The organism is Micromonospora sp. NBC_01740, from assembly GCF_035920365.1.
Taxonomy (GTDB): domain Bacteria; phylum Actinomycetota; class Actinomycetes; order Mycobacteriales; family Micromonosporaceae; genus Micromonospora; species Micromonospora reichwaldensis.
This window is the reverse complement of sequence record NZ_CP109150.1, coordinates 5,573,854-5,600,596: the sequence shown is the minus strand read 5'-3', so window position 1 is coordinate 5,600,596 and position 26,743 is coordinate 5,573,854. Positions and strand designations below refer to the sequence as shown.

At 74.2% G+C, this 26,743-nt stretch carries 26 protein-coding genes and 1 riboswitch; of the genes, 14 read left to right on the top strand and 12 right to left on the bottom strand.

Annotation, left to right across the window (positions count from 1 at the left end):
- Nucleotides 1-188: 188 nt before the first annotated feature.
- Entirely contained in the window at nucleotides 189-1,628 is a 1,440-nt protein-coding gene (locus tag OG989_RS24785) for a glycine hydroxymethyltransferase (protein WP_327028626.1), read from the bottom strand.
- A gap of 17 nt (nucleotides 1,629-1,645) precedes the next feature.
- A riboswitch (ZMP/ZTP riboswitch) is annotated at nucleotides 1,646-1,735 on the bottom strand.
- 172 nt (nucleotides 1,736-1,907) lie between these two features.
- Between OG989_RS24785 and OG989_RS24780 the strand changes: the two genes are divergently transcribed.
- Nucleotides 1,908-2,714: an SDR family NAD(P)-dependent oxidoreductase gene (locus OG989_RS24780; RefSeq protein ID WP_151453549.1), complete on the top strand. Its 807-nt coding sequence runs from the start codon at nucleotides 1,908-1,910 to the stop codon at nucleotides 2,712-2,714.
- An 89-nt stretch (nucleotides 2,715-2,803) separates the two neighbouring features.
- Nucleotides 2,804-3,655 carry a metallophosphoesterase family protein gene (locus OG989_RS24775; protein ID WP_327028625.1) on the top strand — a complete coding sequence of 284 codons (852 nt, stop codon included), beginning with the start codon at nucleotides 2,804-2,806 and terminating at the stop codon, nucleotides 3,653-3,655.
- A gap of 42 nt (nucleotides 3,656-3,697) precedes the next feature.
- On the opposite strand, the gene OG989_RS24770 is transcribed toward OG989_RS24775, so the two are convergent.
- The 5 genes from OG989_RS24770 to OG989_RS24750 form a co-directional block, all read right to left on the bottom strand.
- Nucleotides 3,698-4,198: a hemerythrin domain-containing protein gene (locus OG989_RS24770; protein WP_327028624.1), complete on the bottom strand. Its 501-nt coding sequence runs from the start codon at nucleotides 4,196-4,198 to the stop codon at nucleotides 3,698-3,700.
- 112 nt (nucleotides 4,199-4,310) lie between these two features.
- The gene (locus tag OG989_RS24765) at nucleotides 4,311-5,798 is read right to left on the bottom strand and encodes a S8 family peptidase (protein ID WP_151453547.1); all 1,488 of its coding nucleotides are present in this window, start codon (nucleotides 5,796-5,798) and stop codon (nucleotides 4,311-4,313) included.
- A gap of 146 nt (nucleotides 5,799-5,944) precedes the next feature.
- On the bottom strand, nucleotides 5,945-6,814 hold the full coding sequence (locus tag OG989_RS24760; RefSeq protein ID WP_151453546.1) for an NAD(P)H-hydrate dehydratase: 870 nt from the start codon (nucleotides 6,812-6,814) through the stop codon (nucleotides 5,945-5,947).
- On the bottom strand, nucleotides 6,798-7,529 hold the full coding sequence (locus OG989_RS24755; protein ID WP_327028623.1) for a histidine phosphatase family protein: 732 nt from the start codon (nucleotides 7,527-7,529) through the stop codon (nucleotides 6,798-6,800). Before OG989_RS24755 ends, OG989_RS24760 begins: the two co-directional genes overlap by 17 nt.
- Nucleotides 7,530-7,650: 121 nt before the next feature.
- Nucleotides 7,651-8,394: an alpha/beta hydrolase gene (locus OG989_RS24750; RefSeq protein ID WP_327028622.1), complete on the bottom strand. Its 744-nt coding sequence runs from the start codon at nucleotides 8,392-8,394 to the stop codon at nucleotides 7,651-7,653.
- Between the two features lie 221 nt (nucleotides 8,395-8,615).
- Between OG989_RS24750 and OG989_RS24745 the strand changes: the two genes are divergently transcribed.
- Nucleotides 8,616-8,846, top strand: coding sequence for a hypothetical protein (locus OG989_RS24745; protein WP_151453556.1), 231 nt, complete (start codon nucleotides 8,616-8,618; stop codon nucleotides 8,844-8,846).
- 190 nt (nucleotides 8,847-9,036) lie between these two features.
- Complete coding sequence (locus OG989_RS24740) at nucleotides 9,037-10,008, top strand: DNA polymerase domain-containing protein (protein ID WP_327028621.1); 972 nt, start codon at nucleotides 9,037-9,039, stop codon at nucleotides 10,006-10,008.
- Between the two features lie 22 nt (nucleotides 10,009-10,030).
- On the opposite strand, the gene OG989_RS24735 is transcribed toward OG989_RS24740, so the two are convergent.
- Entirely contained in the window at nucleotides 10,031-10,537 is a 507-nt protein-coding gene (locus OG989_RS24735; protein WP_327028620.1) for an Lrp/AsnC family transcriptional regulator, read from the bottom strand.
- Between the two features lie 104 nt (nucleotides 10,538-10,641).
- On the opposite strand from OG989_RS24735, the gene pdhA reads away from it, so the two are divergent.
- From pdhA to OG989_RS24710, 5 genes are all read left to right on the top strand, one after another.
- On the top strand, nucleotides 10,642-11,808 hold the full coding sequence (gene pdhA / locus OG989_RS24730) for a pyruvate dehydrogenase (acetyl-transferring) E1 component subunit alpha (RefSeq protein WP_327028619.1): 1,167 nt from the start codon (nucleotides 10,642-10,644) through the stop codon (nucleotides 11,806-11,808).
- Nucleotides 11,808-12,824 (top strand): alpha-ketoacid dehydrogenase subunit beta, encoded by a 1,017-nt coding sequence (locus tag OG989_RS24725; RefSeq protein WP_151453541.1) that lies wholly within the window; start codon nucleotides 11,808-11,810, stop codon nucleotides 12,822-12,824. The genes pdhA and OG989_RS24725 overlap by 1 nt, the downstream gene beginning before the upstream one ends.
- Nucleotides 12,821-14,233 carry a dihydrolipoamide acetyltransferase family protein gene (locus OG989_RS24720; protein ID WP_327028618.1) on the top strand — a complete coding sequence of 471 codons (1,413 nt, stop codon included), beginning with the start codon at nucleotides 12,821-12,823 and terminating at the stop codon, nucleotides 14,231-14,233. The genes OG989_RS24725 and OG989_RS24720 overlap by 4 nt, the downstream gene beginning before the upstream one ends.
- A gap of 139 nt (nucleotides 14,234-14,372) precedes the next feature.
- A complete protein-coding gene (locus OG989_RS24715; RefSeq protein WP_151453555.1) occupies nucleotides 14,373-16,022 on the top strand; it encodes a right-handed parallel beta-helix repeat-containing protein in 1,650 nt (549 codons plus the stop codon).
- Nucleotides 16,023-16,362: 340 nt separating this feature from the next.
- Nucleotides 16,363-17,628 (top strand): L,D-transpeptidase, encoded by a 1,266-nt coding sequence (locus OG989_RS24710; RefSeq protein WP_151453539.1) that lies wholly within the window; start codon nucleotides 16,363-16,365, stop codon nucleotides 17,626-17,628.
- A 160-nt stretch (nucleotides 17,629-17,788) separates the two neighbouring features.
- Here OG989_RS24710 and OG989_RS24705 read toward each other — a convergent pair whose 3' ends face one another.
- Entirely contained in the window at nucleotides 17,789-18,805 is a 1,017-nt protein-coding gene (locus OG989_RS24705; protein ID WP_327028617.1) for an SMP-30/gluconolactonase/LRE family protein, read from the bottom strand.
- A 153-nt stretch (nucleotides 18,806-18,958) separates the two neighbouring features.
- Between OG989_RS24705 and OG989_RS24700 the strand changes: the two genes are divergently transcribed.
- Nucleotides 18,959-19,309 (top strand): STAS domain-containing protein, encoded by a 351-nt coding sequence (locus tag OG989_RS24700; RefSeq protein WP_327028616.1) that lies wholly within the window; start codon nucleotides 18,959-18,961, stop codon nucleotides 19,307-19,309.
- 223 nt (nucleotides 19,310-19,532) lie between these two features.
- On the opposite strand, the gene OG989_RS24695 is transcribed toward OG989_RS24700, so the two are convergent.
- Both OG989_RS24695 and OG989_RS24690 read right to left on the bottom strand, forming a co-directional pair.
- Complete coding sequence (locus OG989_RS24695; protein WP_151453536.1) at nucleotides 19,533-19,925, bottom strand: FKBP-type peptidyl-prolyl cis-trans isomerase; 393 nt, start codon at nucleotides 19,923-19,925, stop codon at nucleotides 19,533-19,535.
- A 192-nt stretch (nucleotides 19,926-20,117) separates the two neighbouring features.
- Nucleotides 20,118-20,693: a DoxX family membrane protein gene (locus OG989_RS24690; RefSeq protein WP_225852041.1), complete on the bottom strand. Its 576-nt coding sequence runs from the start codon at nucleotides 20,691-20,693 to the stop codon at nucleotides 20,118-20,120.
- Nucleotides 20,694-20,907: 214 nt separating this feature from the next.
- Between OG989_RS24690 and OG989_RS24685 the strand changes: the two genes are divergently transcribed.
- Together OG989_RS24685 and OG989_RS24680 are read left to right on the top strand one after the other, a co-directional pair.
- Complete coding sequence (locus tag OG989_RS24685) at nucleotides 20,908-21,606, top strand: CBS domain-containing protein (RefSeq protein WP_151453534.1); 699 nt, start codon at nucleotides 20,908-20,910, stop codon at nucleotides 21,604-21,606.
- Nucleotides 21,607-22,153: 547 nt separating this feature from the next.
- Nucleotides 22,154-23,041: a TerC family protein gene (locus tag OG989_RS24680; RefSeq protein ID WP_425855921.1), complete on the top strand. Its 888-nt coding sequence runs from the start codon at nucleotides 22,154-22,156 to the stop codon at nucleotides 23,039-23,041.
- Nucleotides 23,042-23,065: 24 nt separating this feature from the next.
- Here the strand turns inward: OG989_RS24680 and OG989_RS24675 are convergent, their stop codons facing one another.
- Complete coding sequence (locus tag OG989_RS24675) at nucleotides 23,066-23,794, bottom strand: helical backbone metal receptor (protein WP_327028614.1); 729 nt, start codon at nucleotides 23,792-23,794, stop codon at nucleotides 23,066-23,068.
- Between the two features lie 143 nt (nucleotides 23,795-23,937).
- Here OG989_RS24675 and OG989_RS24670 point away from each other — a divergent pair, with 143 nt between their 5' ends.
- The gene (locus OG989_RS24670) at nucleotides 23,938-24,810 is read left to right on the top strand and encodes a phytanoyl-CoA dioxygenase family protein (RefSeq protein WP_327028613.1); all 873 of its coding nucleotides are present in this window, start codon (nucleotides 23,938-23,940) and stop codon (nucleotides 24,808-24,810) included.
- Nucleotides 24,811-24,829: 19 nt separating this feature from the next.
- On the opposite strand, the gene OG989_RS24665 is transcribed toward OG989_RS24670, so the two are convergent.
- Nucleotides 24,830-25,396 carry a GNAT family N-acetyltransferase gene (locus OG989_RS24665; protein WP_327028612.1) on the bottom strand — a complete coding sequence of 189 codons (567 nt, stop codon included), beginning with the start codon at nucleotides 25,394-25,396 and terminating at the stop codon, nucleotides 24,830-24,832.
- Nucleotides 25,397-25,548: 152 nt separating this feature from the next.
- On the opposite strand from OG989_RS24665, the gene OG989_RS24660 reads away from it, so the two are divergent.
- Complete coding sequence (locus tag OG989_RS24660; RefSeq protein ID WP_327028611.1) at nucleotides 25,549-26,433, top strand: hypothetical protein; 885 nt, start codon at nucleotides 25,549-25,551, stop codon at nucleotides 26,431-26,433.
- Nucleotides 26,434-26,743: the final 310 nt, after the last annotated feature.

The following is a 26,743-nucleotide window of genomic DNA, read 5'->3' as shown; positions in this document are numbered from 1 at the left end:
CGGACAGGGGGCGGTGCCGGGGTCGCCGGCGCCGCCCCCATCCTGCTTCCACCCGGGTTCCGGCCGTTGCGCCACCGATCACCGGGCGCTTGTCGATGCCGACGTCATCGCTGTCCCCAGGGGGTGGGGTGCTGCGACGATCGCCGGAACCCGAGGGTGGCCGGCGGCGTCGTCGCGGTGGGCGGCGCTCAGCCGAGGTCGACGGCCGGGTAGAGCGGGAAGCCGCTCAGCAGGTCGCTGGCCTGCTTGCTGATCCGGTCGGCGACGGCCGGGTCGAGGACGTACTTGGCCTTGGACGGGGTGCCGTCCGGGTTGGCGCCCGGCTTGGTCTGGCTGAGCACAGTGTGGATCAGCTCGGCCGTCTCGTCCATCTGCGCGGTGCCCAGGCCCCGGCTGGTCAGCGCCGGGGTGCCGATCCGGATACCGGAGGTGTACCAGGCGCCGTTCGGGTCCTGCGGGACGGAGTTGCGGTTGGTGACGATGCCCGAGTCGAGCAGCGCCTGCTCGGCCTGCCTGCCGGTCAGCCCGTAGCCGGAGACGTCGATCAGCACCAGGTGGTTGTCGGTGCCGCCGGTGACCAGCTTGCCGCCGCGACGCAGCAGCCCCTCGGCGAGCGCCTGCGCGTTGTCGACGATCCGCTGCGCGTAGTCGGCGAAGTCGGGGCGGCGGGCCTCGGCGAGGGCGACGGCCTTGGCGGCCATCACGTGCGGCAGCGGGCCGCCGAGCACCATCGGGCAGCCCCGGTCGACCTGGTCGGCCAGCTCGGGCTGGCAGAGCACCATGCCGCCGCGCGGGCCGCGCAGCGACTTGTGCGTGGTGGTGGTGACGATGTGCGCGTGCGGCACCGGGTCGAAGTCGCCGGTGAAGACCTTCCCGGCGACCAGGCCGGCGAAGTGCGCCATGTCGACCATGAAGGTGGCGCCGACCGAGTCGGCGATCTCCCGCATGATCCGGAAGTTGACCTTCCGCGGGTACGCCGAGTAGCCGGCGACCAGGATCAGCGGCTTGAACTCGCGGGCCGCCTCGGCGACCTTGTCGTAGTCCACGAGGCCGGTGACCGGGTCGGTGCCGTAGCTGCGCTGGTCGAACATCTTGCCGGAGATGTTCGGCCGGAACCCGTGGGTGAGGTGGCCACCGGCGTCCAGCGACATGCCGAGCATCCGCTGGTTGCCCAGCTCCCGGCGCAGCGCGAACCAGTCCGCCTCGGTCAGGTCGTTGACCTGCCGCACCTGGGCCTTCTTCAGCGCCGGCGACTCCACCCGGTCGGCCAGGATCGCCCAGAACGCCACCAGGTTGGCGTCGATGCCGGAGTGCGGCTGCACGTACGCGTGGGCGGCGCCGAACAGCTCCCGGGCGTGCTCGGCGGCGAGCGCCTCGACGGTGTCGACGTTCTGGCAGCCCGCGTAGAAGCGGCGCCCGACGGTGCCCTCGGCGTACTTGTCGCTGAACCAGTTGCCCATGGTCAGCAGGGTCGCGGGGGAGGCGTAGTTCTCGCTGGCGATGAGTTTGAGCGACTCGCGCTGGTCGGCGAGCTCGGCGCCGATGGCGTCGGCCACCCGGGGCTCGACGGCGCGGATCACCTCGAGGGCGCTGCGGAAGGCGGTGGATTCGGCGTTCAGCGACGACATGCGACCTCCAGTGACGTGCGGAAGGCCCAGGCGCTCGGCATGCGTCCTCATGACGGGACCGCTTCCCGATGGTTCTCCATCCCTACGCGCCAGTCACGGCCCGCGCCGATCCTACCGGGTCGACCTCGGCGGTTCCCGGCCCACCTCGCCCCGGCGGCGGGACCCCGGCGAGGTGGGCGGGTGCGGACGTGGGGGTTGGGCGGCCCGGACCGGGGCACAGCACATCCGGGACGGCCTCGGGTGCGCGGGCCGCCCGCCGACGAGGGGAGTGACGAGCAGATGACCACATCGGGCACGGACCGGCCGTTCGCCGTGGTGACCGGCGCGTCCAGCGGCATCGGGTACGAGCTGGCGGTCCAGTTCGTCGAGCACGGGTACGACCTGGTTGTCGCCGCCGAGGACGACGGGATCGGCACCGTGGCGGAGCGGCTGCGGCGCGACGGGGGGCCGCGGGTGGATCCCGTCCGGGTGGACCTGACCCGCGCCGAGGGGGTCGAGGAGCTGGCGGCGGCGGTGGCCGCGGCCGGCCGCCCGGTCGACGCGCTGGCGCTCAACGCCGGGCGGGGCGCCGGTGGGGAGTTCGTCGGGGGCACCACGCTCGCGGACGAGCTGGCCGTCGTCGACCTGAACGTGCGCTCGACGGTGCACCTGGCCAAGCTGCTGCTGCCCGCCATGGTGCGGCGCGGCGCCGGGCGGGTCCTGTTCACCTCGTCGATCGCCGCCACCATGCCGGGACCCTTCCAGGCCGTCTACAACGCCTCGAAGTCGTTCGTGCAGTCCTTCGCGGAGGCGCTGCGCAACGAGCTGAAGGACACCGGGGTGACGGTGACCTCGCTGATGCCGGGGCCGACCGACACGGAGTTCTTCGACCGTGCCGAGATGGCGGACACCCGGGTCGGCTCGGGACGCAAGGACGACCCGCGCACCGTGGCCGAGCAGGGCTTCGCGGCGATGCTGCGGGGCGACCAGACGGTGACTGCGGGTTCGCTGCTCAACAAGGTGCAGACCGCCGCCGGCAAGATCGTCCCGGACAAGCTCAAGGCGGCGCAGCACCGCAGGATGGCCGAGCCGGGCTCCGGCAGCTGACCCCTTGCGGGTCCCGGCGGCGGGTCGTGCGGCCCGCCGCCGGGACGGGGGCCTCGCGGCCGGGCGCGCCGCTGCCTAGGATCAGCGGCATGGCGGGGGAGGACGGCGAGGGCGGCAGCCTGCTCGCCATCAGCGACCTGCACGTCGGTCACCGGGGCAACCGGGAGGTGGTCGAGGGGCTGCGCCCCGCGTCGCCGCAGGACTGGCTGCTGGTCGCCGGGGACGTGGGCGACACCGTGGCCGACGTGGAGTGGGCCCTCGGCCTGCTCAGCCGCCGCTTCGCGAAGGTCGTCTGGGCGCCGGGCAACCACGAGCTGTGGACGCCGCCCGCCGACCCGGTGGCGCTGCGCGGGGCCGCGCGCTACGCGTACCTGGTGGACGCCTGCCGGCGGCTGGGCGTGCTGACCCCGGAGGACCCGTACCCGGTGTGGCGGGGGGTGGGCGGCCCGGTGCTGGTGGCGCCGCTGTTCCTGCTCTACGACCACAGCTGGCGCCCGGACGGGTTCGACACCCCCGAGGCGGCGCTGGAAGAGGCGTACCGGACGGGGATCGTGTGCACGGACGAGTTCCTGCTGCACCCCGACCCGTACCCGAGCCGGTCGGCGTGGTGCGCCGCCCGCGTCGCCGAGGCCGCGCGTCGGCTCGCCGAACGGGAACCGGGGCTGCCGACGGTGCTGGTCAACCACTGGCCGCTGCTGCGCGAGCCGACCCGGGTGCTGCGCTACCCGATCTTCGCCCAGTGGTGCGGCACCGAGTCCACCGCCGACTGGCACCTGCGCTTCGACGCCGCCGCGGTGGTCTACGGCCACCTGCACATTCCCCGTACCACCTGGCACGACGGGGTGCGCTTCGAGGAGGTCTCGGTGGGCTACCCGCGGGAGTGGCGGCCCCGGGCCGCGCCCCCGGCGCTGCGGCGGATCCTGCCCGCGCCCCCGGCGTGACGACGGGCCCCGGCGCACCGGGGCCCGTGGAGGTTCGTCCGCTCAGGCCGCCACGGCGTCCAGCGACTTCTTGATCGCCTTCGGGTCGGTCGGCTTGCGCGGCGCGTCCGCGCGCAGTGCGATCATCCGCTCGCCGATCTCCTGGAGCTGCTTACGGCCGAGGGCCTCGCGCACCTTCGGGAACCACTCCTGCTCCTCCTCCTCGACGTGGTGCAGGACGTTCTCGATCAGCACCGTGGTCTTGGCGTTGAAGCGCTCGTCGCCGGCGTCCATGGTGAACAGCTCGGCGCAGAGCACGTCGGCGACGTGGTGCTCCTCGTACGACTCGAGGATGTCGTCCTCCAGGTCGGGCAGGAGCTTGCGGACCTCCGGGTACATCACCTCGTTCTCGAGGTAGGTGTGGACCGTGAGGGCTTCCAGGATCTCGTTCACCAGCTTCTGCCGCCGCGCCGCCGGACCCTCCTCGGCATCCTGGAACGCCTTGAACAGGCGGCGCATCTCCTTGTGGTCCTCTTTCAACAGGACGATGGCATCGGTGGACACCGTTGACCTCCTCGCTCGGCTGACGACTTCTCCCGTACCCCCGGGGTGAGCAGCCAAAACGGGCAGGGCCCGGCGGTGAACCGCCGGGCCCTGCCACTGTCGTGCCGTGGTGTCAGCGCACCACGTTGTACGCGTTGACCATGCCGAAGCCGTAGAAGCCGTTGCGCTTGCCGCCGGAGCAGTTCGCGTCGTAGGCGTTCGGGCCGGCCGCGATCAGCGGCACCGGGTTGTAGACGCCGCCGGGGCACGAGATCGCCTCGGCGGTGTTGCCCAGGAAGGCCGACAGCTGACCGGGCGCCATGCCCGGGTGCGCCGAGACCGCCAGGGCGGCCACGCCGGCGGCGTGCGGCGAGGACATCGAGGTGCCCTGCTTGTAACCCCAGCCGTTGGTCTTCGTGGTGGTGTTGTAGGTGGTGGACAGGATGCCGTCGGAGGAGGTCGAGCTGACCCCCCGGGTACGGAAGCGGGTGTCGCCACCCGGCGCCGTCACCTCGACCACGCCCTGGCCGTAGGAGGAGTAGTAGCTCTTCTGCCCGGTCGGGCCGACCGCCGACACGGTCACCACGCCCGGCGCCTCGCCCGGCAGGATGAGGCAGGAGTTGGTGAGGTTCGCGCGCTCCTCGGGCGTCCCGTTGTTCGGGCTGCCCGTGTCAGTGATCTTGTGGGCGAGGTCCCAGTTGCTGTTACCTGCGGACGCCACGTGCAGCACGCCCTTGCCCTGCGAGTAACGCAGGGCCCGCTGGACCGCCTTCCACACCGGACGCTGGCGCGCGTCGTTGCGGCAGTTGAGCTGCCACGGGTCGATGTAGTAGCTGTTGTTGGTCACCTGCATGCCCTGCTCGGCGGCCCACATGAACCCGCAGACCGCGGCCTCCGGGAAGATGTAGCCGTCGTCGTTGACCACCTTGACGGCGGCCACCTTGACGCCCGGGGCGACCCCGGTCACGCCGACGCCGTTGACGGCGGCGGCGATGGTGCCGGCCACGTGGGTGCCGTGGTCGGAGGTGGTCGGGTTCCAGGCGGCCTCGGTGGTGTCGGTGACGCCACCGATGCAGGACGTGCTCTTGTTCTTCGCGATCTGGGTGGCCAGATCGGGGTGGCTGGACGAGATGCCGCTGTCCAGCACGCCCACCACCACGTCGGCGCGGCCGGCGTTGACGGCGTGGGCCTGCGGGACGTCGATCATCGGCATGTCCCACTGCTGACCGAAGAGGGGCTCCTTGGTCGGGTCGGCGGTCGTGTTGGCCGCCTCGGCCGCGGAGACCTCCAGGGTCTCGCCCTCGTCGAGGGCGCTGCCCAGACCGGCCGTGGACGCCACCGAGTCGACGCCCGCGCCCGCCACGTCCGTGACGAAGTCGGGGTTGGTCGACCGGACGACGAGCACGCCGATCTGGTCGTAGCTGGCCACCACGGTGCCGTTGGCGGCGGCCACGCGGGCGGCCGCCTTGTCGGTCTTGTCACCCTGCGGGGCGAGCACCAGGAACGTGGTGTCCGGGCCGGCGGCCGACGCCGCCGGGGCCACCCCGCCGGCGACGGCGAGGCCGACGCCGAGCGTCACGGCGGACGCGGCAGCCAGTGTCTTGCGACGGAGGTTCTTCACACAGACTCCCAGGGGCTGTTTCCAGCCGGGTACGCCCCCTGGCGGGGAGCGGCCGGCGGGAGGCGGGCGGGATGCCTGCCTCCGCAACCACCAGCGTCGCGCCGTGAGCTGGCGTTACACGCCTGCGCGGGTCCGGACGAAAGGTGTCAGACGGTCGCCAGGGTGTGGGGAATCTCGTCGAGCAGCTCCCGGGCGAGGAACCCGATCCGGCCGAACCGGGGGACCAGCCGCTGACCGCTGACCGCGTGGGCGAACGCCGCCCAGCACGCGGCCTGTGCCGGCTGCGCGCCCCGCGACAGCAGCCCGGCCAGCAGGCCGGCGCGGACGTCCCCGCTGCCGGAGGTGCCCAGGCCGGCGTCGCCGCTCTCCTCCCGCCAGCTCCGGCCGTCGGGGGTGGCGATGTGGCCGTAGAGCGACACCACCGCGTCGTACCGGCGGGCCAGCTCCGTCGCCTCGGCGTCGAGGTCGTCGCCGGGCTCCCGGTCGAGCAGGTGCCGGGCCTCGGTGAGGTTGGGGGTGAGCACCACCGGCCGCCCGGACCCGACCAGCAGGTCCGGGGCGTGGCTGAGCGCCCCCAGGGCGTACGCGTCGAGCACCAGCGACGTCTCCGGACCGGCCGCGTCGAGCACCAGACGCAGCAGGCGGCCGGTCTCGTCGATGTCCTTGAGGCCGGGGCCGACGGCCACCACGTCCGCCTCCGCCACCAGTTCGCCCAGCAGCTCGCCGGGCTGCCCCGCGACCGCCCCGTCGGTGGTCTCCGGCAGCCCCACCACCAGCGCCTCGGGCACCTGGATGCTCAGCGCGGCGGCGGTGGACTCGGCGGCGGCGAGCTGGAGCACACCGGCCCCGGCCCGCAGCGCGGCCACCCCGGCGAGCAGCACCGCGCCGGGGGTGAAGCGTGAGCCGCCGACCACCAGCACCGTGCCCCGGGCCTCCTTGCCGCCGGTCGGCACGGGCAGCGTCCAGTCCCGCAGCAGACCGGGGGTGATCACCCGGGTGTCAGACCGGTTCGGCATGGACCTCGTCCTCCCTGGTCGGCCGGGCGCCCTGCTCGTGCAGGTGACCGACGTCGTTGAACACGTCCGGGGTCAGCCGGCCGTCGGCGCCGGCGGACCACCTGGTGATCGAGCAGTTGGCGATGACGTGTTCGCGGGTCAACGCCATCAGCTCCGTCTCGGTGAGCCCCTCCACCAGGTAACGGGTCAGGAAGACCAGGGCGTCGTGGCCGAACAGCAGCACGCGCCGGTCCTCGTGGTCGCGGCGCAGGTCGCCCAGGAGGGCACGCAGGCGCAGTGCCACGTCGGTCCAGGACTCCCCGCCCGGCGGCCGGTAGTAGAACTTGCCGAGCCGGTCGCGGCGCGCGGCCTCCTCCGGGTGCCGCCGGCGCACCCCCTGCCCGGTCAGGCCGTCCAGGATGCCCAGCTCCCGGTCGCGCAACCGTTCGTCGCGGGTGAGCGGGATCCCGGTGCCGGCCAGGGCCAGCTCGGCGGTCCGCACCGCCCGCAGGTACGGCGACACCACCGCCACGTCGGGCCGGTGGGCCTCGGGCAGCCCGGCCAGCCACCGCGCGGTGGCCCGCGCCTGCTCCTCCCCGGTGGGGCTCAGCGGCACGTCCGCGTCCCGGTGGGTCAGGTCGATCAGCTCGGCGCCGGACGCCTCGGCCGCCGTGGCCGCCACGTTCGCCGTGCTCTCGCCGTGCCGGACGATCCAGAGCGTCGCCAGTTCCGCCATGCGGCAACCCCTACCCGCAAGCCCGCCCGGGGTAACCGCGCCAGCCCGCCGGGCGGGACCGTGTGCGCCGCCGCGGCCGGGTCCGCGTTGCCGCGGGGGCCCTCCGTCGTCCACCCGCCGTTCAACCCCGCTGGGCGGGTCGGGCGACCCCGCGGGCCTCCCGCCGGAGCTCCTCCAGCCGGTCCGCCAGCTCCCGTGGCCGGCTCAGGGCCACCGGGTGCCCACCGTCCATCTCGTCTGGGGCGATGCCCAGCCGCTCGGACACCAGCCCGCGCAGGAAGTCGATCGGGAAGAAGCGGTCGCCCCGGCAGAGCAGCGCCCGGGTCGGCACGTCCGGCCAGGCGGCGAGCGGCCAGGGCTTCTCGAACGGCGTGCCCGACTGGTCCCGGGCGTGCGCCGTGGCCTCCTCGACGAGCCGGGGCGGCAGCTCGTGGAAGAAGATGACGTTCGGGTCCTCGTCCTGCTCCGGCGTCCAGCCCTCGCGTTCCGCCTGGATCCGCCTGGCCTGCGCGTAGCCGGTGTTGCCCCACCACTCGGCCGGCGACTCGCCGGGGGCGGGCACCATCGGGGTCAGCAGCACGAGCAGGTCCGCCTGGACCCGGTCGCACAGCAGCGGACCGGTGAACGCGCCGAACGACTGGGCCACGACGACCAGGTCCGTGCGGTCCCCGATGGCCCGGACGGCGGCGTCGGTGTATTCCGCCAGCCCCGCCGAGTCGTCGGCGCACGGCAGGTCGACCGCCACCACGTCGTGCCCCCGGTCCCGCAACTGCTCGGCCAGCAGGTGCCAGTACCAGGGCCGGCTGCCCGCGGGGGGAATCAGCACGTACGTCGCCGTCGTCAGTGGTCCGTCAGGCTCGCCCACGATCTCTCTCCCCGTGCCGGTCACCGATGGTCGACGAACCGTAACCCACCGGTACGACGGCCGACGGCCGACGGCCGACGGAGCCGTCCACTGGCGTCCCGTTCCGGCCCGACCCGGCCCGCCGGGGGCGGTGCGCCCGGCGCCCGGGGCGTGATCGGGGCCGGGTCGGGTAAGCGCTGCCTCCACCGATCACCGAGACGGGGAGGTGCGCCGTGGCCACCATGGTCAGGGAGCCGGCGAGCCCGGTGAAGGACCAGAACTACGACCTGATCCACGCGCTGCAGATGTCGTTGCAGCACATCTGGCAGCTGGAGAACTACGTCGCCGACGCCGACGCGCGGGGCGACACGGAACTGGCCACCTGGTTCCGGAAGATCCAGGAGAACAACCGCAAGGCGGGCGAACAGGGCAAGAAGATGCTCCTGGCGCGCCTCCAGGAGGAGATGAGCTGAGTTCGACCGCCGGCGGCCGGGCGGCCGGAGACTGCCCGCCCGGCCGCCGCGCGGACGGCCGCCCGGAGCGCGCCATCTCGTGCCGGCCGCCGGCCGAGGTGTCGGCACGCAGGGCCGTGCCGGGATGTGCCGGCCGAGGTGTCGGCGCGCGGGCCCGTGCCGGCCGGCCGGGCGGGTTACGGTGTCAGGCGTGGCGACGCCGGCCGAGGAGATCCAGGTGGGGGAGCGGCTGGTGCGCGTCTCCAGCCCCGACAAGCCGTACTTCCCGGAACTCGGGCTGACCAAGCGGGACGTGGTGTCCTACTTCCTCGCCGTCGGCGACGGCGTCCTGCGCGCCCTGCGGGACCGCCCGACCATGCTTGAGCGGTGGCCACGCGGCGTGTTCGAGGGGGCGAAGATCGGCACCCGGCAGGACAACCGGGGCGACGCCTTCTATCAGAAGCGGCTGCCGGCGGGAGCGCCCGAGTGGGTCCGCACCGCCCACATCACCTTCCCGAGCGGGCGTACGGCCGACGAGGTCGCGCCGAGCGAGCTGGCGGTGGTGATCTGGGCGGCCAACCTCGGCACGCTGCGGTTCCACCCGTGGCCGGTCTCCGCCGCCGACGTGGAGCGGCCCGACCAGCTGCGCATCGACCTGGACCCGATGCCGGGGGTGGGCTTCGACCAGGTGGTGCCGGTGGCCCACGAGGTGCACGCGTTCCTGACCGAGCTGGGGTTGACCGGCTACCCGAAGACCACCGGCGGGCGGGGCCTGCACGTCTACCTCTCCATCGAGCCCCGGTGGAGCTTCGGCGACTGCCGGCGGGCGGTGCTGGCGCTGGGCCGGGAGATGCAACGCCGGCTGCCGGAACTGGTCACCACCACGTGGTGGCGGGAGCAGCGGGACCGGCCGGTCTTCGTCGACTACAACCAGATGTCCCGGGACCACACGATGGCCTCGGCGTACTCGATCCGTCCCACCCCGCAGGCGCTGGTCTCCGCGCCGCTGGACTGGTCGGAGCTGGACGACGCCCGGCCGGAGGACTTCGCCGTGACCACGATGCCCGCCCGGTTCGCCGAGCGCGGCGACCCGCACGCCGGCCTCGACGACCGGCGGTTCTCCCTGGAACCGCTGCTGGAGTTGGCCGACCGGGAGGGGCTGGAGGCCCCACCGGAGCGCTGAGCGGGCAGACCGCTGCGCCCGTTCACTCCCACGGGCTGCGTTCGCCGTCGAACTCCTCGAAGACCAGCCAGGTGCGGGTGGAGAGTACGCCGGAGATGCTCTGCACCCGGCCCAGCACCACGTCGCGCAGGGTGGCGTTGTCCGGCGCCCGGACCAGGGCCAGCACGTCGTGGTCGCCGCCGAGCAGGGCGGCGTGCTCGATGTAGCGCACCCGGGCCAGCTCCGCCGACACCTCGCGCCAGGTGTTCTGCTCGATCTTCAACGCGATGTACGCCGAGGTGCCCAGCCCCGCTGCCTCGGGCGCGACCTGGGCCCGGAAGCCGGTGATCACCCCGTCGCGCAGCAGCCGCTCGACCCGGGCGTACGCGTTGGTGCGGGAGATGTGGATGCGCTCGGCGAGCGTACGCACCGACGTGCGGCCGTCGCGGACCAGCTCGTCGAGGATCCGCCGGTCGACGTCGTCCAACGGTCGCGCCGAACGTCCCGTTCCGGCCACCGGCTCCGCTGCGCCCCCGGACTCCTGGCTCATCTCGCCGCCTGTCCCATGCCATCCGTCCCGCGTTTGTCCTGGATCTTGAGTCAATCATCCGACAGCAGGAGCATAGGCCCACCACACGTCCAGGAGGTCCCGCCGTGACGACCACACCCGAGGCGGTCCGCAGGGCATCCCCGCGCAGCCGTCGGAAGGCCACCGCGCCCGACCCGGCCAAGCCGCTGCTCCCGGCCACCGAGCCCGTCCGCCTGCTCGACCCCACCGGCACGCCACTGCGCGCCCCCGCCGATTACCCCGAGCCGCCCGTCGAGGCGCTCGTCGAGATGCACCGGCGGATGGTCGTCGGCCGCCGCTTCGACGTCCAGGCCACCGCCCTGACCAAGCAGGGCCGGCTGGCCGTCTACCCGTCCTCGCGCGGGCAGGAGGCCTGCCAGGTCGGCGCCGTCCTCGCCCTGCGCGACACGGACTGGGTCTTCCCGACCTACCGCGAGTCGATGGCCCTGGTCTCCCGCGGCATCGATCCGGTCGAGGTGCTGACCCTGCTGCGCGGGGACTGGCACTGCGGCTACGACCCCGCCGAGCGGCACACCGCCCCGCAGTGCACCCCGCTGGCGACCCAGTGCGTGCACGCCGCCGGGCTGGCCTACGGCGAGGCGTACCAGGGGCGCGACACCGTCGCGCTGGCGTTCATCGGTGACGGGGCGACCAGCGAGGGCGACTTCCACGAGGGCGTCAACTTCGCCGCCGTGTTCAAGGCCCCCGTCGTCTACTTCGTGCAGAACAACCGGTACGCCATCAGCGTCCCGCTGTCGCGGCAGACCGCCGCGCCGTCGCTGGCGTACAAGGGCGTGGGCTACGGCGTGCCCAGCGAACAGGTCGACGGCAACGACCCGGTGGCCGTGCTCGCGGTGCTCACCCGCGCGGTGGAGCACGCCCGTTCCGGCAAGGGCCCGTTCCTGGTCGAGGCGCACACCTACCGGATGGAGGCGCACACCAACGCCGACGACGCGAGCCGCTACCGCGACGGCGCCGAGGTCGAGGCGTGGCGGGACCGGGACCCGGTGGCCCGGCTGGAGACGTACCTGCGGGCCCGGGGCGCGCTCGACGACGCCGCCGTCGCCGCGGTCGCCGAGGAGGCCGAGGCGTACGCCGCCGACCTGCGCACCCGCATGAACGCGCAGCCGACGGTCGACCCGATGAGCCTCTTCGACCACGTCTACGCCGAGCCCACCCCGCAACTGGTCGAGCAGCGCGAGCAGGTCCGCGCCGAGCTGGCCGCCGCCCAGGACGAGGAGGGTGAGCGCTGATGGCCGCCCTGACCATGGCGAAGGCGCTCAACGCCGCGCTCGCCGACGCGATGCTCGACGACGACCGGGTGGTCGTCTTCGGCGAGGACGTCGGCGCGCTCGGCGGCGTCTTCCGGATCACCGACGGCCTCCAGGCCCGCTTCGGCGACAAGCGCTGCTTCGACACGCCGCTCGCCGAGGCCGGCATCGTCGGCTTCGCCGTCGGCATGGCCATGTCCGGGCTGCGCCCGGTGGTCGAGATGCAGTTCGACGCGTTCGCGTACCCGGCGTTCGAGCAGATCGCCTCGCACGTGGCGAAGCTGCGCAACCGCACCCGGGGCGCGCTCAGCGTGCCCATCGTCATCCGGGTGCCGTACGCCGGCGGCATCGGCGGCGTCGAGCACCACTGCGACTCCAGCGAGGCGTACTACGCGCACACCCCCGGCCTGAAGGTCGTCACCCCGGCGACGGTCGAGGACGCGTACTCGCTGCTGCGCCAGGCGATCGACGATCCCGACCCGGTCGTGTTCATGGAGCCGAAGAAGCTCTACTTCTCCAGCGCCGAGGCGGAACTGCCGGCCAGCGCCGCGCCGATCGGCCGGGCGGTCGTGCGTCGCCCCGGCCGCGACGCCACCCTCGTCGCGTACGGGCCGGCGGTGCCGGTCGCGCTGGAGGCCGCCGAGGCCGCCCGTGAGGAGGGCTGGGACCTGGAGGTCGTGGACGTGCGCAGCATCGTGCCGTTCGACGACGAGACCGTCACCGCCTCGGTCCGGCGTACCGGCCGGTGCGTGGTGATCCAGGAGGCCCAGGGCTTCGCCGGGGTGGGCGCCGAGATCGCCGCCCGGGTGCAGGAGCGCTGCTTCCACGCCCTGCACGCCCCGGTGCTGCGGGTGTCCGGGCTGGACATTCCGTACCCGGCGCCGATGCTGGAGCACACCCACCTGCCGTCGGTGGACCGGATCCTCGACACGGTGGCCCGGCTCCAGTGGGACGACCAGCCCGACGGGCGCTGGCTGAGCCGGGAGAGCGCGGCGTGACCACCGTGGACGGGGCGCAGGTCTTCCTCCTGCCCGACCTGGGCGAGGGGCTGAGCGAGGCCGAGATCGTCGAGTGGCGGGTCGCCGTGGGCGACGTGGTCACGGTGGACCAGAGCGTCGTGGAGGTGGAGACCGCCAAGGCCGTCGTCGACGTGCCCTGCCCGTACGCCGGGCGGGTCGTGGCGCTGCACGGCGCGGCGGGTGAGACCCGCCCGGTCGGCCAGCCGCTGATCACCATCGCGCCCCTCGACGGCGACGGCGGGGCCGGCGACGAGCCCGCCGCGCACGCCACCTACCGCGAGGAGGAGCGGGCCGGGTCCGGCAACGTCCTCATCGGCTACGGTACCGGCCACGGTGGCGCGGGGCGGCGGCGTCGGCGGCCCCGTCTCGTGGCCGCACCCGATCCCACCCCGGCGCCTCCCACCCACGCCGCACCGGCGGCGGCTCCCGCCCCGGCGGCGGCTCCCGCCCCGGCAGCGGCTGCGGCCGGCGCGGCCGACCACCCGCAGGGCGCGGCAGCGCCCCTGGTCATCTCGCCGATCGTGCGCCGGCTGGCCCGCGAGCACGGGCTCGACCTGGCGGCCCTGCGCGGCACCGGCCCCGGCGGCGTGGTGCGCCGGGCGGACGTGGAGGCCGCCGTCGCCGAGGCGGCGACGCCGGCCGCCCGGCTCGCCGCGGTGCCCGACGAGCCCGTCGCGTCGGCGGTCTCCGGCGCCGAGGACCTGGTCGTCCCGCTGACCGGCATCCGCAAGGTGATCGCCGACAAGCTCTCCCGCAGCCGGCGGGAGATCCCCGAGGTGACCATCTGGGTGGACGTGGACGCCACCGGGCTGCTGGAGACCCGGGCGGCGATCAACGCGGCGACCCCGGACGCGCCGGTGAGCATCCTGGCCCTGCTGGCCCGGATCTGCCTGTCCGGGCTGCGCCGGTACCCGCAGCTCAACGCCCGGGTCGACACCGAGGGCCAGCGGATCGTCCAGTCCGCCGGGGTGCACCTGGGCATCGCCGCCCAGACCGACCGGGGGCTGGTCGTGCCGGTGCTGCGGGACGCGCAGCGGCTGACCACCGCCGAGCTGGCCGCCGAGCTGACCGCGACCACCACAGCTGCCCGGGCCGGCACGCTGCCCCCGGCCCGGCTGACCGGCGGCACGTTCACGCTCAACAACTACGGCGTCTTCGGCGTCGACGGCTCCACCCCGATCATCAACCACCCGGAGGCGGCGCTGCTCGGGGTGGGACGGATCGTGGACAAGCCCTGGGTGGTGGACGGGCAGCTCGCCGTGCGGAAGGTGACGCAGCTCAGCCTGACCTTCGACCACCGGGTCTGCGACGGCGGGGTGGCCGGCGGCTTCCTGCGGCACGTCGCCGACTGCGTCGAGCGGCCGGCGGTGCTGATCGCCAACGTCTGATCCCGGTCGCGACGGCCCCGGCTCCGCCTCCCGGCGGCGCGGGGGCCGTCGCCGTCGCGGCAGGCGTTTCCCGGCAGGCGGGCCGGGAATGCGGGCCGGGCAGTCTCGCCGAGGGGAGGACGAGGTGGCCTATCCGGACATGCCCTCGGCCGGCGGCGTGCGCCGGCACGCGGTGGCCGGCGCCCCGCTGCTCTGCGACGCCCGGGAGCACGGCCTGGTCGGCGACGGGACGGCCAACGACCAGCCGGCGCTCGCCGCGCTGGTGGACCGGCTCGGCGACGCGTACGCCGCCGACGGCCGGGCCCGGATCATCTACTGCCCGCCCGGGGTCTACTCGATGCGGGACTCGGGCACCGTGTGGCGCAGCGGGGTGTCACTCATGGGCGCGGGGCCGGGCGCGACCCGTTTCGTGCTCAGCAACGCCGGCAACCGGGCCGACCCGGCGCCGCTGGCCTTCCACACCGCGATCGAGCACGGCGCCGGCCGCAACCGGCACCTGTCCGACTGCACCTTCGCCGACTTCGAGATCGACGGCTCGGAGGTGGCGTCCGCGGACTACAACCCGCTGGCCAAGGGCCTCGGTCTCCAGTACGTCGTCCGCGGCATCTTCCGCAACCTGTACATCCACCACACCGCCGCCACCGGCCTGGGCTGCGACTTCCTCCAGGACTGCCTGATCGAGGGGGTGCTGGTCGTCGGGTGCGGACGGCTGGACAACGGCACCGAGATGGGCGGCGCGGGAATCGGCATCGGCATCGGCGGCTGGGGCAGCATCGAGCGGTTCAACATCGTCAACTGCAGCGCGGTGGCCAACGCCACCAACGGCATCTTCCTGGAGTTGCAGGAGGCGGACCACCTGCGCCCACGGGGAGTACGGATCATCGGCTGCCACGCCCAGGGCAACCGCTTCGGCATCTCCGACTGGGGTGCCAACGGCCTGATCGTCTCCTCCTGCACCATGACCGGGAACCTGGAGGCGGGCTTCCACGTCTCGGCGAAGGGCACCACGCACACCGCCGGGCGGGGCGGCATCCTCACCGACTGCGTCATCGACGGCAACCTGCGCGACGGGGTGAGCATCGGCAACACCCCCGGTCCGTACACGATCCGCGGCAACCGGATCAGCGGCAACGGCCGGTACGGCTACCACCAGCGCAACCTCGGCGGGTCCGAGGAGCACGTCGCCGAGGAGATCGTCATCGAGAGCAACGACTTCTACGGCAACAGCGCCGACGCCATCCGCATCGACCGTCCGGTCCGCGACGTCTTCCTGGTCGCCAACCGGATCCGCAACAACGGGCGGCAGTGGGCGCCCGCGACGAGCGCACACGGCGACTCGGTGCGCTACACCGGGAAATCCGTGGTGGACCGGCGGGCGACCTGGCCGAACGACGGCCACCGGGGCAAGGTGGTGCGGGTCGGCGAGCGCATCGCCGTGGTGGCGGCCAACGACGACACCGAGCTCACCCTCGCGCCGATCCGGCCGGACTCCCCGAGCGCATGGAGCGGGGGTACTCCGGCACCGGGCACCCCGTACGAGCTGCCCGCCGGGCCGCCGGTGCGGGCCGGCATCGCGATCAACGCGGCCGTCGAGTCGGCCACCATCCGGGGGAACCGGATCTGGGACAACCGCGAGCCGAGCACCCAGAACCACGGACTGTGGGTCACCGAGCAGGGCAGCTGCGTGGACTGCCGGGTCGAGGACAACGACTTCGCCGGCAACGCGGACTCCGCCGTCCGACTGGACACCCCACCGGTCGGCGGCCGGTGGGAACGCAACCACGGCTGACGACGACCGGCCGGGGCGGCCGGCCCGTCGGCGGCGGCGCGCCCGGTCGCGTCCTGCCGCACGGCGTCGCCCCGCCGCCGGATCGCGGGTGCGGGACGGCTGTGCGCTGACACCGACGACGCCGTGGCCCAACCCGGACGCGGCGGGATTCCGGGGGCCGCCGGTGGGCGTGCCGGACGATTCCGGACGGACCCGGAAACCGGCGCGTGCGGCCCCTTTCCGTGCAGTGCGGGAAATGCTTCCCATAATTGCTTTCTGCAATTCCGTGGAAATTGCGCGTCCACCCGGCGCAGCGTGGAGAGAATGTGGCTGAGGACACCAGACAACGGGGGGACGCATCATGGAGTTGAGGCGGCGACTGACGGTGCTGGCCGTGACCATCGCGGCCACGCCGTTGGCCCTCGGCGGGTGCACCGCCGACCGCAAGCCGGGTGCCCGGCCGGCCGAGGGGCAGGCGGCGGCGCCGGAGTTGACCGTGACGCCCACCGACCGCGCCCGCGAGGTGCCGATCACCGCCGAGGTGGGGACCGCGGTCAGGAACGGGAAGGTCACCGCCGTGCGGATCACCGACGACAAGGGTGCGCAGGTCGCGGCGGAGCCCCGGGAGGACGGCTCGGGCTGGGTGCCGAAGGCGCCCCTGAAGCCGCGGCGCACCTACACGGCGGAGGTGACCGCCACGGGCGACTCGGGCACGACGACGACCCGGAAGACCACCTTCACCACGATGCCGAAATCGACGAAGCCGGAAATCACCAGCACGTTGTACTTCGCCGGTGATCGGACGTACGGCACCGCGATGCCGGTGACCGTGGCGTTTGACCCACCCATTCCGAAAGAGGCCAGGGACGACGTGCAGCGCCGATTGTTCGTGAAGACGGATCCGCCGCAGCCGGGTGCCTGGTCGTGGGTGTCCGACGGCAGTCAGGCCTATTACCGGGCTCCCGATTTCTGGCGCCCGGGGACCAGCATCAGCGTCCGGGCCGGGCTGGAGGGCCTGCCGATCGGCAAGGACCGGGTCGGCGACTCCGACCGCACGGCCACGTCGAAGATCGGCCGGCAGGTGGCCCTGGAGATCGACAACGCGACAAAGCAGATGTCCGTGCTGCGCGACGGGAAGGTGGTCCGCAAGCTCCCGGTCAGCATGGGCAAGCCGAGCACGCCGACCTCCAGCGGCAAGATGGTGATCATGGAGAAGCACGAGTTCACGACGTTCGACACCCGGGGCTCGGCCGACCCCTACGTGGTCGACGTCGAGGACGCCCAACGGCTCACCTGGGGCGGCGAGTTCATCCACGCGGCGCCGTGGTCGGTGGGGGACCAGGGCAACACCAACGTCTCGCACGGCTGCACCAACGTCTCCAACGAGGCCGCGGACTGGCTGATGGGCGTCACGCAGGTCGGCGACCTGGTCACCATCAAGGGCACCGAGGTCGAGCTGACCGAGGGCAACGGCTGGACGGCCTGGAACGTCAGCTGGGACGAGTTCGTCAAGGGCAGCGCGCTGCCCGTGCCGGCCGGGCTGCGGCCGTCCCCGTCGGCCGTGCCGCACCCCGGTGCGGTGGCCGGAGGCTCGCCGGCGCCGGCGCCGTCCGTCCGCGGCGGCTGATCCGACCGTACGCACACCCGGGGGACCGGTCCGCCGCCACGCGGGCCGGTCCCCGGCGTGGCGGTCGCACCGGCGTCTCCCGCCGACCCCGCCACGCGGGCCGGTCCCCGGCGTGGCGGTCGCACCGGGGCGTTCCCGCCGACCCGTCCGGCGTCGGGGCTCAGCCCAGCGGCACCCGGGCCACCCCGGGGCCCGTGAGGCTGCCCAGCCACAGGTGGTCGCCGTGCTGGCGCACGCCGGTGACCATGTCGTAGGTCCCGCGCGGGCCGTGCAGGGTCCGCAGCACCCGCCCCTCGCCGTCGACGAGGGCCACCAGGCCGTAGCGCAGCGGCTTCGGCTGCACCGCCGCCGGCAGCACCGCCACCAGCTGCCGCAGCCGGGGGTGGGGCAGCAGCCGCTCGACCACCGGCACGCGGGGGCTGGGCAACGCGATCCAGTACGTCCCGTCGCCCACCGGGGTCAGGTTGTCCGGGTACGCCGGCAGGTCGGCCAGCACGGTGACCGCGCCGTCGGCCAGCGCGACCCGCACCAGTCGATGGGCGGCGGTCTCGACCAGCATCAGCGCCGACTCGTCCGGGGTGAGCGCGAGCCCGTTGGGAAAGTAGAACCCGGCGCGGACGACGTCGGTGCGCCCGCTGCGCGGGTCGTACGCCAGCACCCGCCCGTTGGGCCGGTGTTCCAGCAGGTCCCGCTTCCAGTGCGAGAGCGGGAAGCGGTCGGACGAGTCGGTGAAGTAGACCGTGCCGTCGCGGGCGACGGTGGCGTTGTCGGCCAGGTTCGCTCTCGCCCCGAGGCCGCCCAGCTCGCGCACCGCACCGTCGCCGGTCACCCGCAGCAGCCCCCGGTACGCGTCGCAGACCACGAGGCTGCCGTCGAGCGGGTCGACCTCCACGCCCAGCGGCCGGCCCCCGGTGTCGGCGAGCAACCGGGGTCGGGTGCCGGGAGGCGCGTCGACCGGCCACCACCAGAGCCGGCCGTCCTCCGTCCCGCTGACCACCCGGCCGGACGGGTCGACGACCACGTCCTCCGGGCCGGAGACCCCGTCGGGCAGCGGCAGCAGCTCCACCGAGTCGAGCCGCCGGTCGGCGGGCGTCCACGGCCCGTCGAGCGGCGGCGGGACCGTGGCGGGCTCGCGGACGGGGCGGATCAGCCGGGGCGCGCGGCGGGGAGCAACCATCGGCTCATTCTCGCCCGCCGATGTGCAGCCCGCAGGCCCTCGTCGCGTCATCCCTGAGGGGGATCCGGGAGTCTCGGGGTATGACCCTGGGCGTACCCGGATCCGGTCCCTCAGCAGGGCGGAATTGTCGGTGGCGGGGGATAGGTTCGTCGCATGGGACAGCGCGACGACCGGCTCCACGTGAACATCACCGTGGCCGACCACGAGGTGGAGGTGCGGGCGACCGGCGAGGTCGACATCGCCACGGTCGCCGCGTTCCGCTCCGCGCTCTGGGCCGCCCCGGCCCGGCCCGTTCTCCGGCTGGATCTCTCCGGCGTCCGCCTGCTCTCCGCGGCCGGGGTGCGGGCGCTGGTCGCGGCGCACCTGCGCGTGCGCGCCCAGGGCGGTGAGCTGGTGCTGGTCCGCCCCGACCCGGTGGTCGAGCGGGTGCTGCGGGCCACCGGCCTGCACCGGGTCATCCCGATCGTGGACCCGTGCGCCGACCGGGAGCTGGTGCCCTGCTGACCTCCGGCGCCCGAGGCCCAGGGGGCACGGTGGCGTGCAGCGCCTCGACCGGGAGCCCGCCCAGCCAGTCCACCGGCCGGTGCGGGCCGGTACCGACGGGGTCGTCCACCGTCCGCACCGGCCCGCAACAGGGGTTCGCCGTCCACTCGAGCGGTGCACCGTCCGTTCGGAGGGATCATCCCCCGCCCGGCGGTGCCCGACCGCTCGGTGGGTCATCCTCCGCTCAGCGGACGCCGAGCAGGTCGACGACGAAGACCAGGGTCTCGCCCGGCTTGATGGCGCCGGCGGCACCCCGGTCGCCGTAACCCAGGTGCGGCGGGATGGTCAGGCGGCGCCGGCCGCCGACCCGCATGCCCACGACGCCCCGGTCCCAGCCGGAGATGACGTGACCAGCGCCGAGCTGGAACTCGAACGCCTCACCCCGGTTCCACGAGGAGTCGAACTCGCGACCGTTGGAGTGCGCGACCCCCACGTAGTGGACGCTGGCCAGCTGCCCCGGCTGGGCCTCCGGCCCTTCGCCGACGGTGATGTCCTCGATGACGAGGTCGGCGGGCGGCGCGCCCTCGATCGGACCCACCTCGGGCTTGCCTGAGCGAGCGCCTGCTGCCTGGTTCATTCGGGAGTCTCCTACCGTTTCGGTCCTGATGTCCGTCACCCGAGATCCTGCCCGATGGCATCCGAACGATGCATGGCGGTCCCGGCGCACGCGTCGCGACCGGCCCTCGGGGCGACGGCGTGACGCGGTGGGCACGCCGAAGCGGGCGTCACCGGTGGTGACGCCCGCCGAGGGGGGAGGTGCCGCGCCGGGTCACCGCAGCCAGGGGAACCGCCGCACGATCGGGAGCTTCGCCCACGTCGCGCCCAGGCCGAGGGTCGCGCCGGCGTTGACCAGTGCGAGACCGACCAGCAGCGCCGCGTTGATCAGGTGCTCGTCCATGAAGGGATTGTTCTCGGGAGGCAGGACGACCGTCCACATCATCACGTAGAGCACCGCTCCCGCGACGGCGGCGATCCGCATCCCGATGCCGAGCAGCAGCGCGACGCCGATCGCGGCCAGGCCGGCCATGAAGAGCACGTCCGCCCAGGCGGCCCCGGCGATGCCCTGGTAGAAGTCCGCGAACGGGCCGGCCGCGCCGAAGGTCAGGAAGCCCTTGGTGGGGCTGCCGCCGTCGATCCAGGCGTTCTTCGCCTCGGTGGCGAACCCCAGACCGAAGACCTTGTCCAGGAACGCCCAGAGGAAGGTCCACCCGAGGGCGATCCGGATGCCGGCGAAGACGTACCGGGCGGCCCGTTCCCTGGGGGTCTCGCCGACGTGCCGGGTCTCCGCCACCGCAGCGTCGGTCCCGACGGTGGTGCGCTCGATCGTCGCGGCCATTGTCTCCACGTCCCTTCGTGTGCCTGGCACCGCGCTTTCCGGTGGCATCTCCATTGGACGCCCGCCGGCGCCGGGCGGGCAGGGCCGACCGGGCCCCACCGGACCGGGACCTTTGACCCCTCCCGGACCGGTCCGTACGGCCGTGCCGGTCCGGTCCGGCGGCCCTGACCCGGCGGCGCGTCGCGGTCGTAGCGTCGCGGTGGGGAACGACAGGGAGGTCGTGATGAGGACGTGGCAGGTGGGCGACGTGATGACCCGGGAGGTCACGACGGTGGGGGAGGAGACCCCCTACCGGGAGATCGTCGACGCGTTGGTCCGGCGGGGCATCAGCGGGGTGCCCGTGGTGGACGGCTTCCGTCGGGTCCTCGGCGTGGTCTCCGAGTCGGACCTGCTGCACAAGGTCGAGCGGGCCGGCCACCCCGACGAGCGGCGGGTCTTCGAGGGGCGACGACGCCGCACCGCCCGGGAGAAGGCCGAGGCGCTGCTGGCGCGTGACCTGATGACCGCCCCGGCGGTGGCGACCTGGCCGGAGGCGACGATCTCCGCCGCCGCCCGGCAGATGGACCGGGAGTCGGTCAAGCGGCTGCCGGTGCTCGACGACCTGGGCCGCCTCGTCGGCATCGTCACGCGCGGTGACCTGCTGCGGGTGCACCTGCGCACCGACGCGGAGATCCGCGAGGACGTGGTGCAGGAGGTGCTGCGCCGGGTGCTCGCGGTGCGGGACGGGCTGGTCACCGTCCGGGTGCGCGGGGGTGAGGTGACGCTCGACGGCCGGTTGGACCGGCGCAGCGCCGTCGAGCTGGCGGGCCGGCTCGCGGGGCAGGTCAGCGGCGTGGTCCGGGTGACCAGCACCCTCGCCTACGACGTCGACGACACCACCCTCGCCGATCTGGACCCGGCGCGGATCGCCCCGGTGGCCTGACGTCCGGGCCCGCCCGGCCCGCCTGACATCCGTGCGGGCCGGGCGCGCCTGAAGCCCGGACGGGCCTGAAGCCCGGAAGGGCCTGAAGCCCGGACGGGCCGGACCTGTCGGCGGCGCGAACTGTCCGGCCCGCCGGGGCGTCGAACCGTCCCGTCGACGGCATCGACTTGCCCGGACCGCCGCCAGCCGGTGGGCGGCTCGCCTAGGCTCGGGATCGGGACGCGCTCCGGGCCCGCCGCCGGGCCGCCGAGGGCGCACCCGCGCCGCAGGCCGCCGAGGGCGCACCCGCGCCGCAGGCCGCCGAGGGCGCACCCGCGCCGCAGGCCGCCGAGGGCGCACCCGCGCCGCAGGCCGCCGAGGGCGCACCCGCGCCGCAGGCCGCCGAGGGCGCACCCGCGCCGCAGGCCGTCGGGGACCGCGCGAGCCGGCCCGGGCCGCGCGTCGGGAGCGGAGCCGCCGTCGGGGATGCGGAGGACGCCGGGTGGACGAGGCGACGTTCGCGGCACCCCTGTGGGCCTGGGCGGCGGTGGGCGCGGTCATCGCCGTCATGCTCGCCGTGGACCTGCTCTCCCACCGCGACAACCACGTCATCGAGCTGCGCGAGGCGCTGCTGTGGAGCGGCGTCTGGATCACCGCGGGGCTCACCTTCGGCCTGGTCGTCTGGCTGTGGCGGGGCAGCGAGCCGGCGGTGGCGTACTTCTCCGGCTACCTGCTGGAGAAGGCGCTCTCCGTCGACAACGTCTTCGTCTTCGCGCTGCTGTTCGGGTACTTCCGGGTGCCGGCCGCGTACCAGCACAAGGTGCTCTTCTGGGGGGTCGTCGGTGCGCTCGCGTTCCGGCTGGCCTTCATCTTCGTCGGCGCCGGGCTGCTGGAGCGGCTTACCTGGGCCGGCATCGTCCTCGGCGCCTTCCTCATCTGGACGGGGTGGCGGCTCGCGGTACGCGGCGAGCCGGACGTCGACCCCGACCGCAACGTCGTGGTGCGGGCGTTCCGGCGGCTGGTGCCCACGGAGCCGGGCTACCACGGCGGCCGGTTCACCGTCCGGGTCGACGGCCGGCGCAGGGCCACCCTGCTGCTGGTGGCGTTGGTCGCGATCGAGGCCACCGACGTGGTCTTCGCGATCGACTCGGTGGCGGCGATCCTGGCCATCACCACCGACACGTTCCTCGTCTGGACGGCGACCGCGTTCGCCGTGCTCGGCCTGCGCAGCCTCTACTTCTGCCTGGCGGGGCTGCTGCGGCACTTCGGCTACCTGCGGTACGGGCTGGCCTTCCTGCTGGCCTTCGCCGGGGCGAAGCTGATCCTGGCCGAGACGCCGGTCGGGAAGCTGCCGGTCTGGTCGACCCTCGCGGTGGTGGTGCTGACGCTGTCGGTCGCGATCGGGTGGAGCATGGTCGACGCCCGTCGGGAACGGCGCCGGCGCGCGGGCGGGTGACCCGGAGCGGTGGGGCCGCGACGGTCAGGCCGGGTGCACGACCGGGGCGGCGAGCTGGGCGGAGAGCACGGCGGGCGCTTCGGCGAGCGACGGGCCGTACCAGGTCAGGTGCCTGCCGGAGAGCAGGGCGCAGGGGATGCCGGGGAACGCCTCCGGCCCGTCGTCGGCGGTGAAGCGGTACGGCTCGTCTGGCAGCACCACCAGCTCCGGCGCGCGGGCGCGCAGCGCGTCGAGGCTCGGCCGGGGATAGCGCTCGACGTCGTCGGCGTACGCGTTGGTGACGCCGAGCCGGCGCAGCACGTCACCGGCGAAGGTGTCGGCGCCCAGCACCACCCACGGTCGCCGCCAGACCGGCACCACCGCCCGGCGGGACGGCCGGGCGGCGGGCAGCCCGGCCCATGCCCTGCGGGCCCCGGCGAGCCACTCGGGTTCGGCCGGGGCGCCCAGGTCGCGGAGCAGGTCCGCCAGCTCGGTCAGCGCCTCGTCGACGGTACGCGGATAGGTCACCCGCACCGGCACGCCGGCGGCGGTCAGCGCGTCGGCGTCCTCCCGGCGGTTCTCCTCGACGTTGAGCAGGACCAGGTCGGGGCGCAGCGCGCGCACCCGGTCCAGGTCCGGGTACTTGCTCCCGCCGACCCGCGCCACGTCCAGCCCGGCCGGGTGGGTGCACCAGTCGGTGGCGCCGACCAGCAGACCCGGCAGGGTCAGGGCGACGGCCTCGGTCAGCGACGGCACCAGCGAAACGACCCGCACCCCGCGTACCTCCCCGGTCCGTGCGCCGACCACCGGCGTACCGGTCGATCATGCCCCGACCCGGGGCGGGGGTGGCGGCCCGGGCGTGCCTTGCGGCGTCTCTACAACGTTGTAATACTCGGCTGGTCCCGTCAGGAGGTTCGATGAGGTCCCACTCCACCGCGCCCGCGCCGCGCACCGACCAGCCCGTCGCCCCCGTCGAGGACGAGGAGGTTCCCCTGGCGGCGCTCGGCGACCTCTACCGGGACGGCATCACCGCCTGCCGGGGCGCCTTCGCCGTGGACTGGGTGGACCGGGTCGGCGAGGACGTCGAGGCCGCCTTCCGGGAGGCCCGCTCCCGCCCCGACGGCGCGGTCGGCCGCGGCCCGCAGCGGTGGTACGTGGAGATCCACCCCGAGCAGCTGCGCGGCTTCGTCGACCTGGTGACCCACCCGTGGGTGGTCTCGGTGTGCCGGGCCGTGCTCGGGCCCGACTACCAGATCGTCGAGCTCGGCTTCGACATCCCGTTTCCCGGCGCGGCCATGCAGCCGTGGCACCGGGACTTCCCGATGCCGGAGGACACCCGCCGGCAGCGGCGGCTGACCTCGTTGGCCTTCAACCTGACCACAGTGGACACCGTGGCGGAGATGGGTCCGTTCGAGATCGCCCCGGGCACCCAGTGGGACGACGGACGCGACTTCGACCACCAGATGTTCCCGCCCAAGGAGCGCCACCCCCGCTACGCGCAACGGGCCGTCCGCAAGTATCCGCGGCGCGGCGACATCTCCGCCCGGTCCGCGCTGACCGTCCACCGCGGCACGCCGAACGTCTCCACCCTGTCCCGCCCGGTGCTGGTGCTCGGCGTCGACGCGCCGGGAGCGGGCAACGCCGCGCACCACGACATGGCGGTCACCCGGGGGTACTGGGCGGGCCTGCCCGAGCAGGTGCGCGCCCACCTGCCCTGCCCGGTGGTCGACGCCCTGACGCCGATCCGGCAGAAACACACCATCGAGGGCCTGGTGATGGGCGCGGAGTGACAGTCGGCTCGCGCCGGGCCTAGCCGGCGTCGCGGCGCAGCCACCGCTGCCGGGTCAGCGCGTACTCCACCTCGCCGTGCTCCGCGCCGTCGATCAGCTCCGGCCAGTCCCCGACGTACGTCCGCACGAGCCGTAGCCCGGACTTCTCCATCACCCGACGCGACGCGGCGTTGACGGACATCGTGTTCGCCGTGACCCGCTGCACGCCGAGCGCGGTGAAGCCCTCGTCGATCAGCGCCCGGCAGCCCTCGGTGGCGAGGCCGACGCCCCAGGCGGACCGGCGCAACCGGTAGCCCAGCTCCACCTCGCGGGCGTCGCCGTCGCGGGTCGGGCGGAACTCGAACCAGCCCAGGAAGTCGCCCGAGCCCCGGCTCAGCGCCGCCCACCACCCGAGTCCCGGCGGGCGCCGGTAGTGGGCGAGGATCCGGGGCAGGACCCGCTCCCGGACCGCCTCCGGCGGGGTGGGGCGCCCGCCGGTGAGGTACCGCATCACCTCGGGGTCGCCGTCCAGCTCGACTAGCAGGTCGGCGTCGTCGGCGGTGAACTCGCGCAGCACCAGCCGCTCGGTGCCCAGGAAGACGCTCACCCGCCCATCCCACCGGCGCGGGCGGGCGATCTCAAGCGAATTGCGGGCCGACGGCCCGAGGGGCACCACCGGCGCGCCGGTCATGATCGACCGCCTAGACTCGCCCCGGCCGACGCGTCGGCCTCGGTCGGCGGGACGGACGGATCAGGCGGATGACGAGCACCGGTGGTGGGGGCGGCTCCTGGTTGCGCGCGGTCGCCGGGGACGGTGGGCGCGGCCCGCTGCTCGCCCGGGGCGGCCAGCTCGTGCACGGTCCCCGCCGGCTCGGCGAACTGGTGCAGGGGCGTCCGCCGGGCGTCACCGGCAGCCAGTGGAGCACGGCCAGCCGGGAGGGCTACGACCTCGTCGTCTGCGCCGCCGACACGGGCCGGCCGGTCTTCGCCGTCGAGGTCGGCCCCGTCGCGGCCCCCGGCTCCGCCGCGCAGCGGGCCGAGCGGCTGAAGAACGCGGTCGCCGAGGCGGTCGGCCTGGCGGTGCTGCGAATCGGGTCCCCGACGCTGCGGGCCGAGGAGCACGGGCGCCGGATCGTGGCGTACGTGATCGACGCGCGCGCGTACGCGGCCCTCGGTGCGGGGGAGCCCGACGACACGGGGGTGCCCCCGATCGGCTTCCGCGACATCCTCGGTCGGCTGCCCGACGGGCGGACCGGGCACGTCAACGACCTCGGCGCCCTGGCCCGGGCCGCCGCCGTCGAGGCGTACGTGTCGCGGCGGCTGGCCGACCCGATCGTGCGGGGGCTGCACGTGCGCTGGACGGGCGGGCCCGCCGAGGGGTGGAGCTGGGTACGGGTGCGCTCCGACGCCTGCCTGGTGGAGCGGGTGACGGTGCACCCGCAGCGCGTCTCCGCCGGGGTGGATCCGGGGCGGCTGGCCGAGGACCTGGCGGCGGTGGCCGTCGGGGAGCGGCTGCGCGCGCTGGACGCCGCCGAGGCGGTCCTGACGCCCTGGGACGAGTTGCTCGCCGAGATCCGGGGGCTGGAGTCCCGGCACGACGAGTTGACGGGCGGCTTCGCGTTCGCCCACCTCTGCGCGGACTGACCCGCCCTTCTCCAATGCGCCACCGGTCGCCGGCCCGGCGCACGTCACCGCTCACCGGCCCGGCACACGTCACCGGTCGACGCCCGGGCCCCGTCCGGATTCCCTGAATCGCGTTGAACCTTCGCGGCGGTCGTCCCGTACTCCTGCGGGAACGGACAGGATCCCCCGACCGCGCCGCGCGGCGCGGAAGACGGTGCGGAAGGGCATCGTCGGTCATCGACGTGCCACCGGTTCGCCCGACGGTCCCCGTCGGGTGCGCCCCTCAATTCCGTCGGTCCGCCGAGGTCTCAGATCAACTACCGGATCGCGA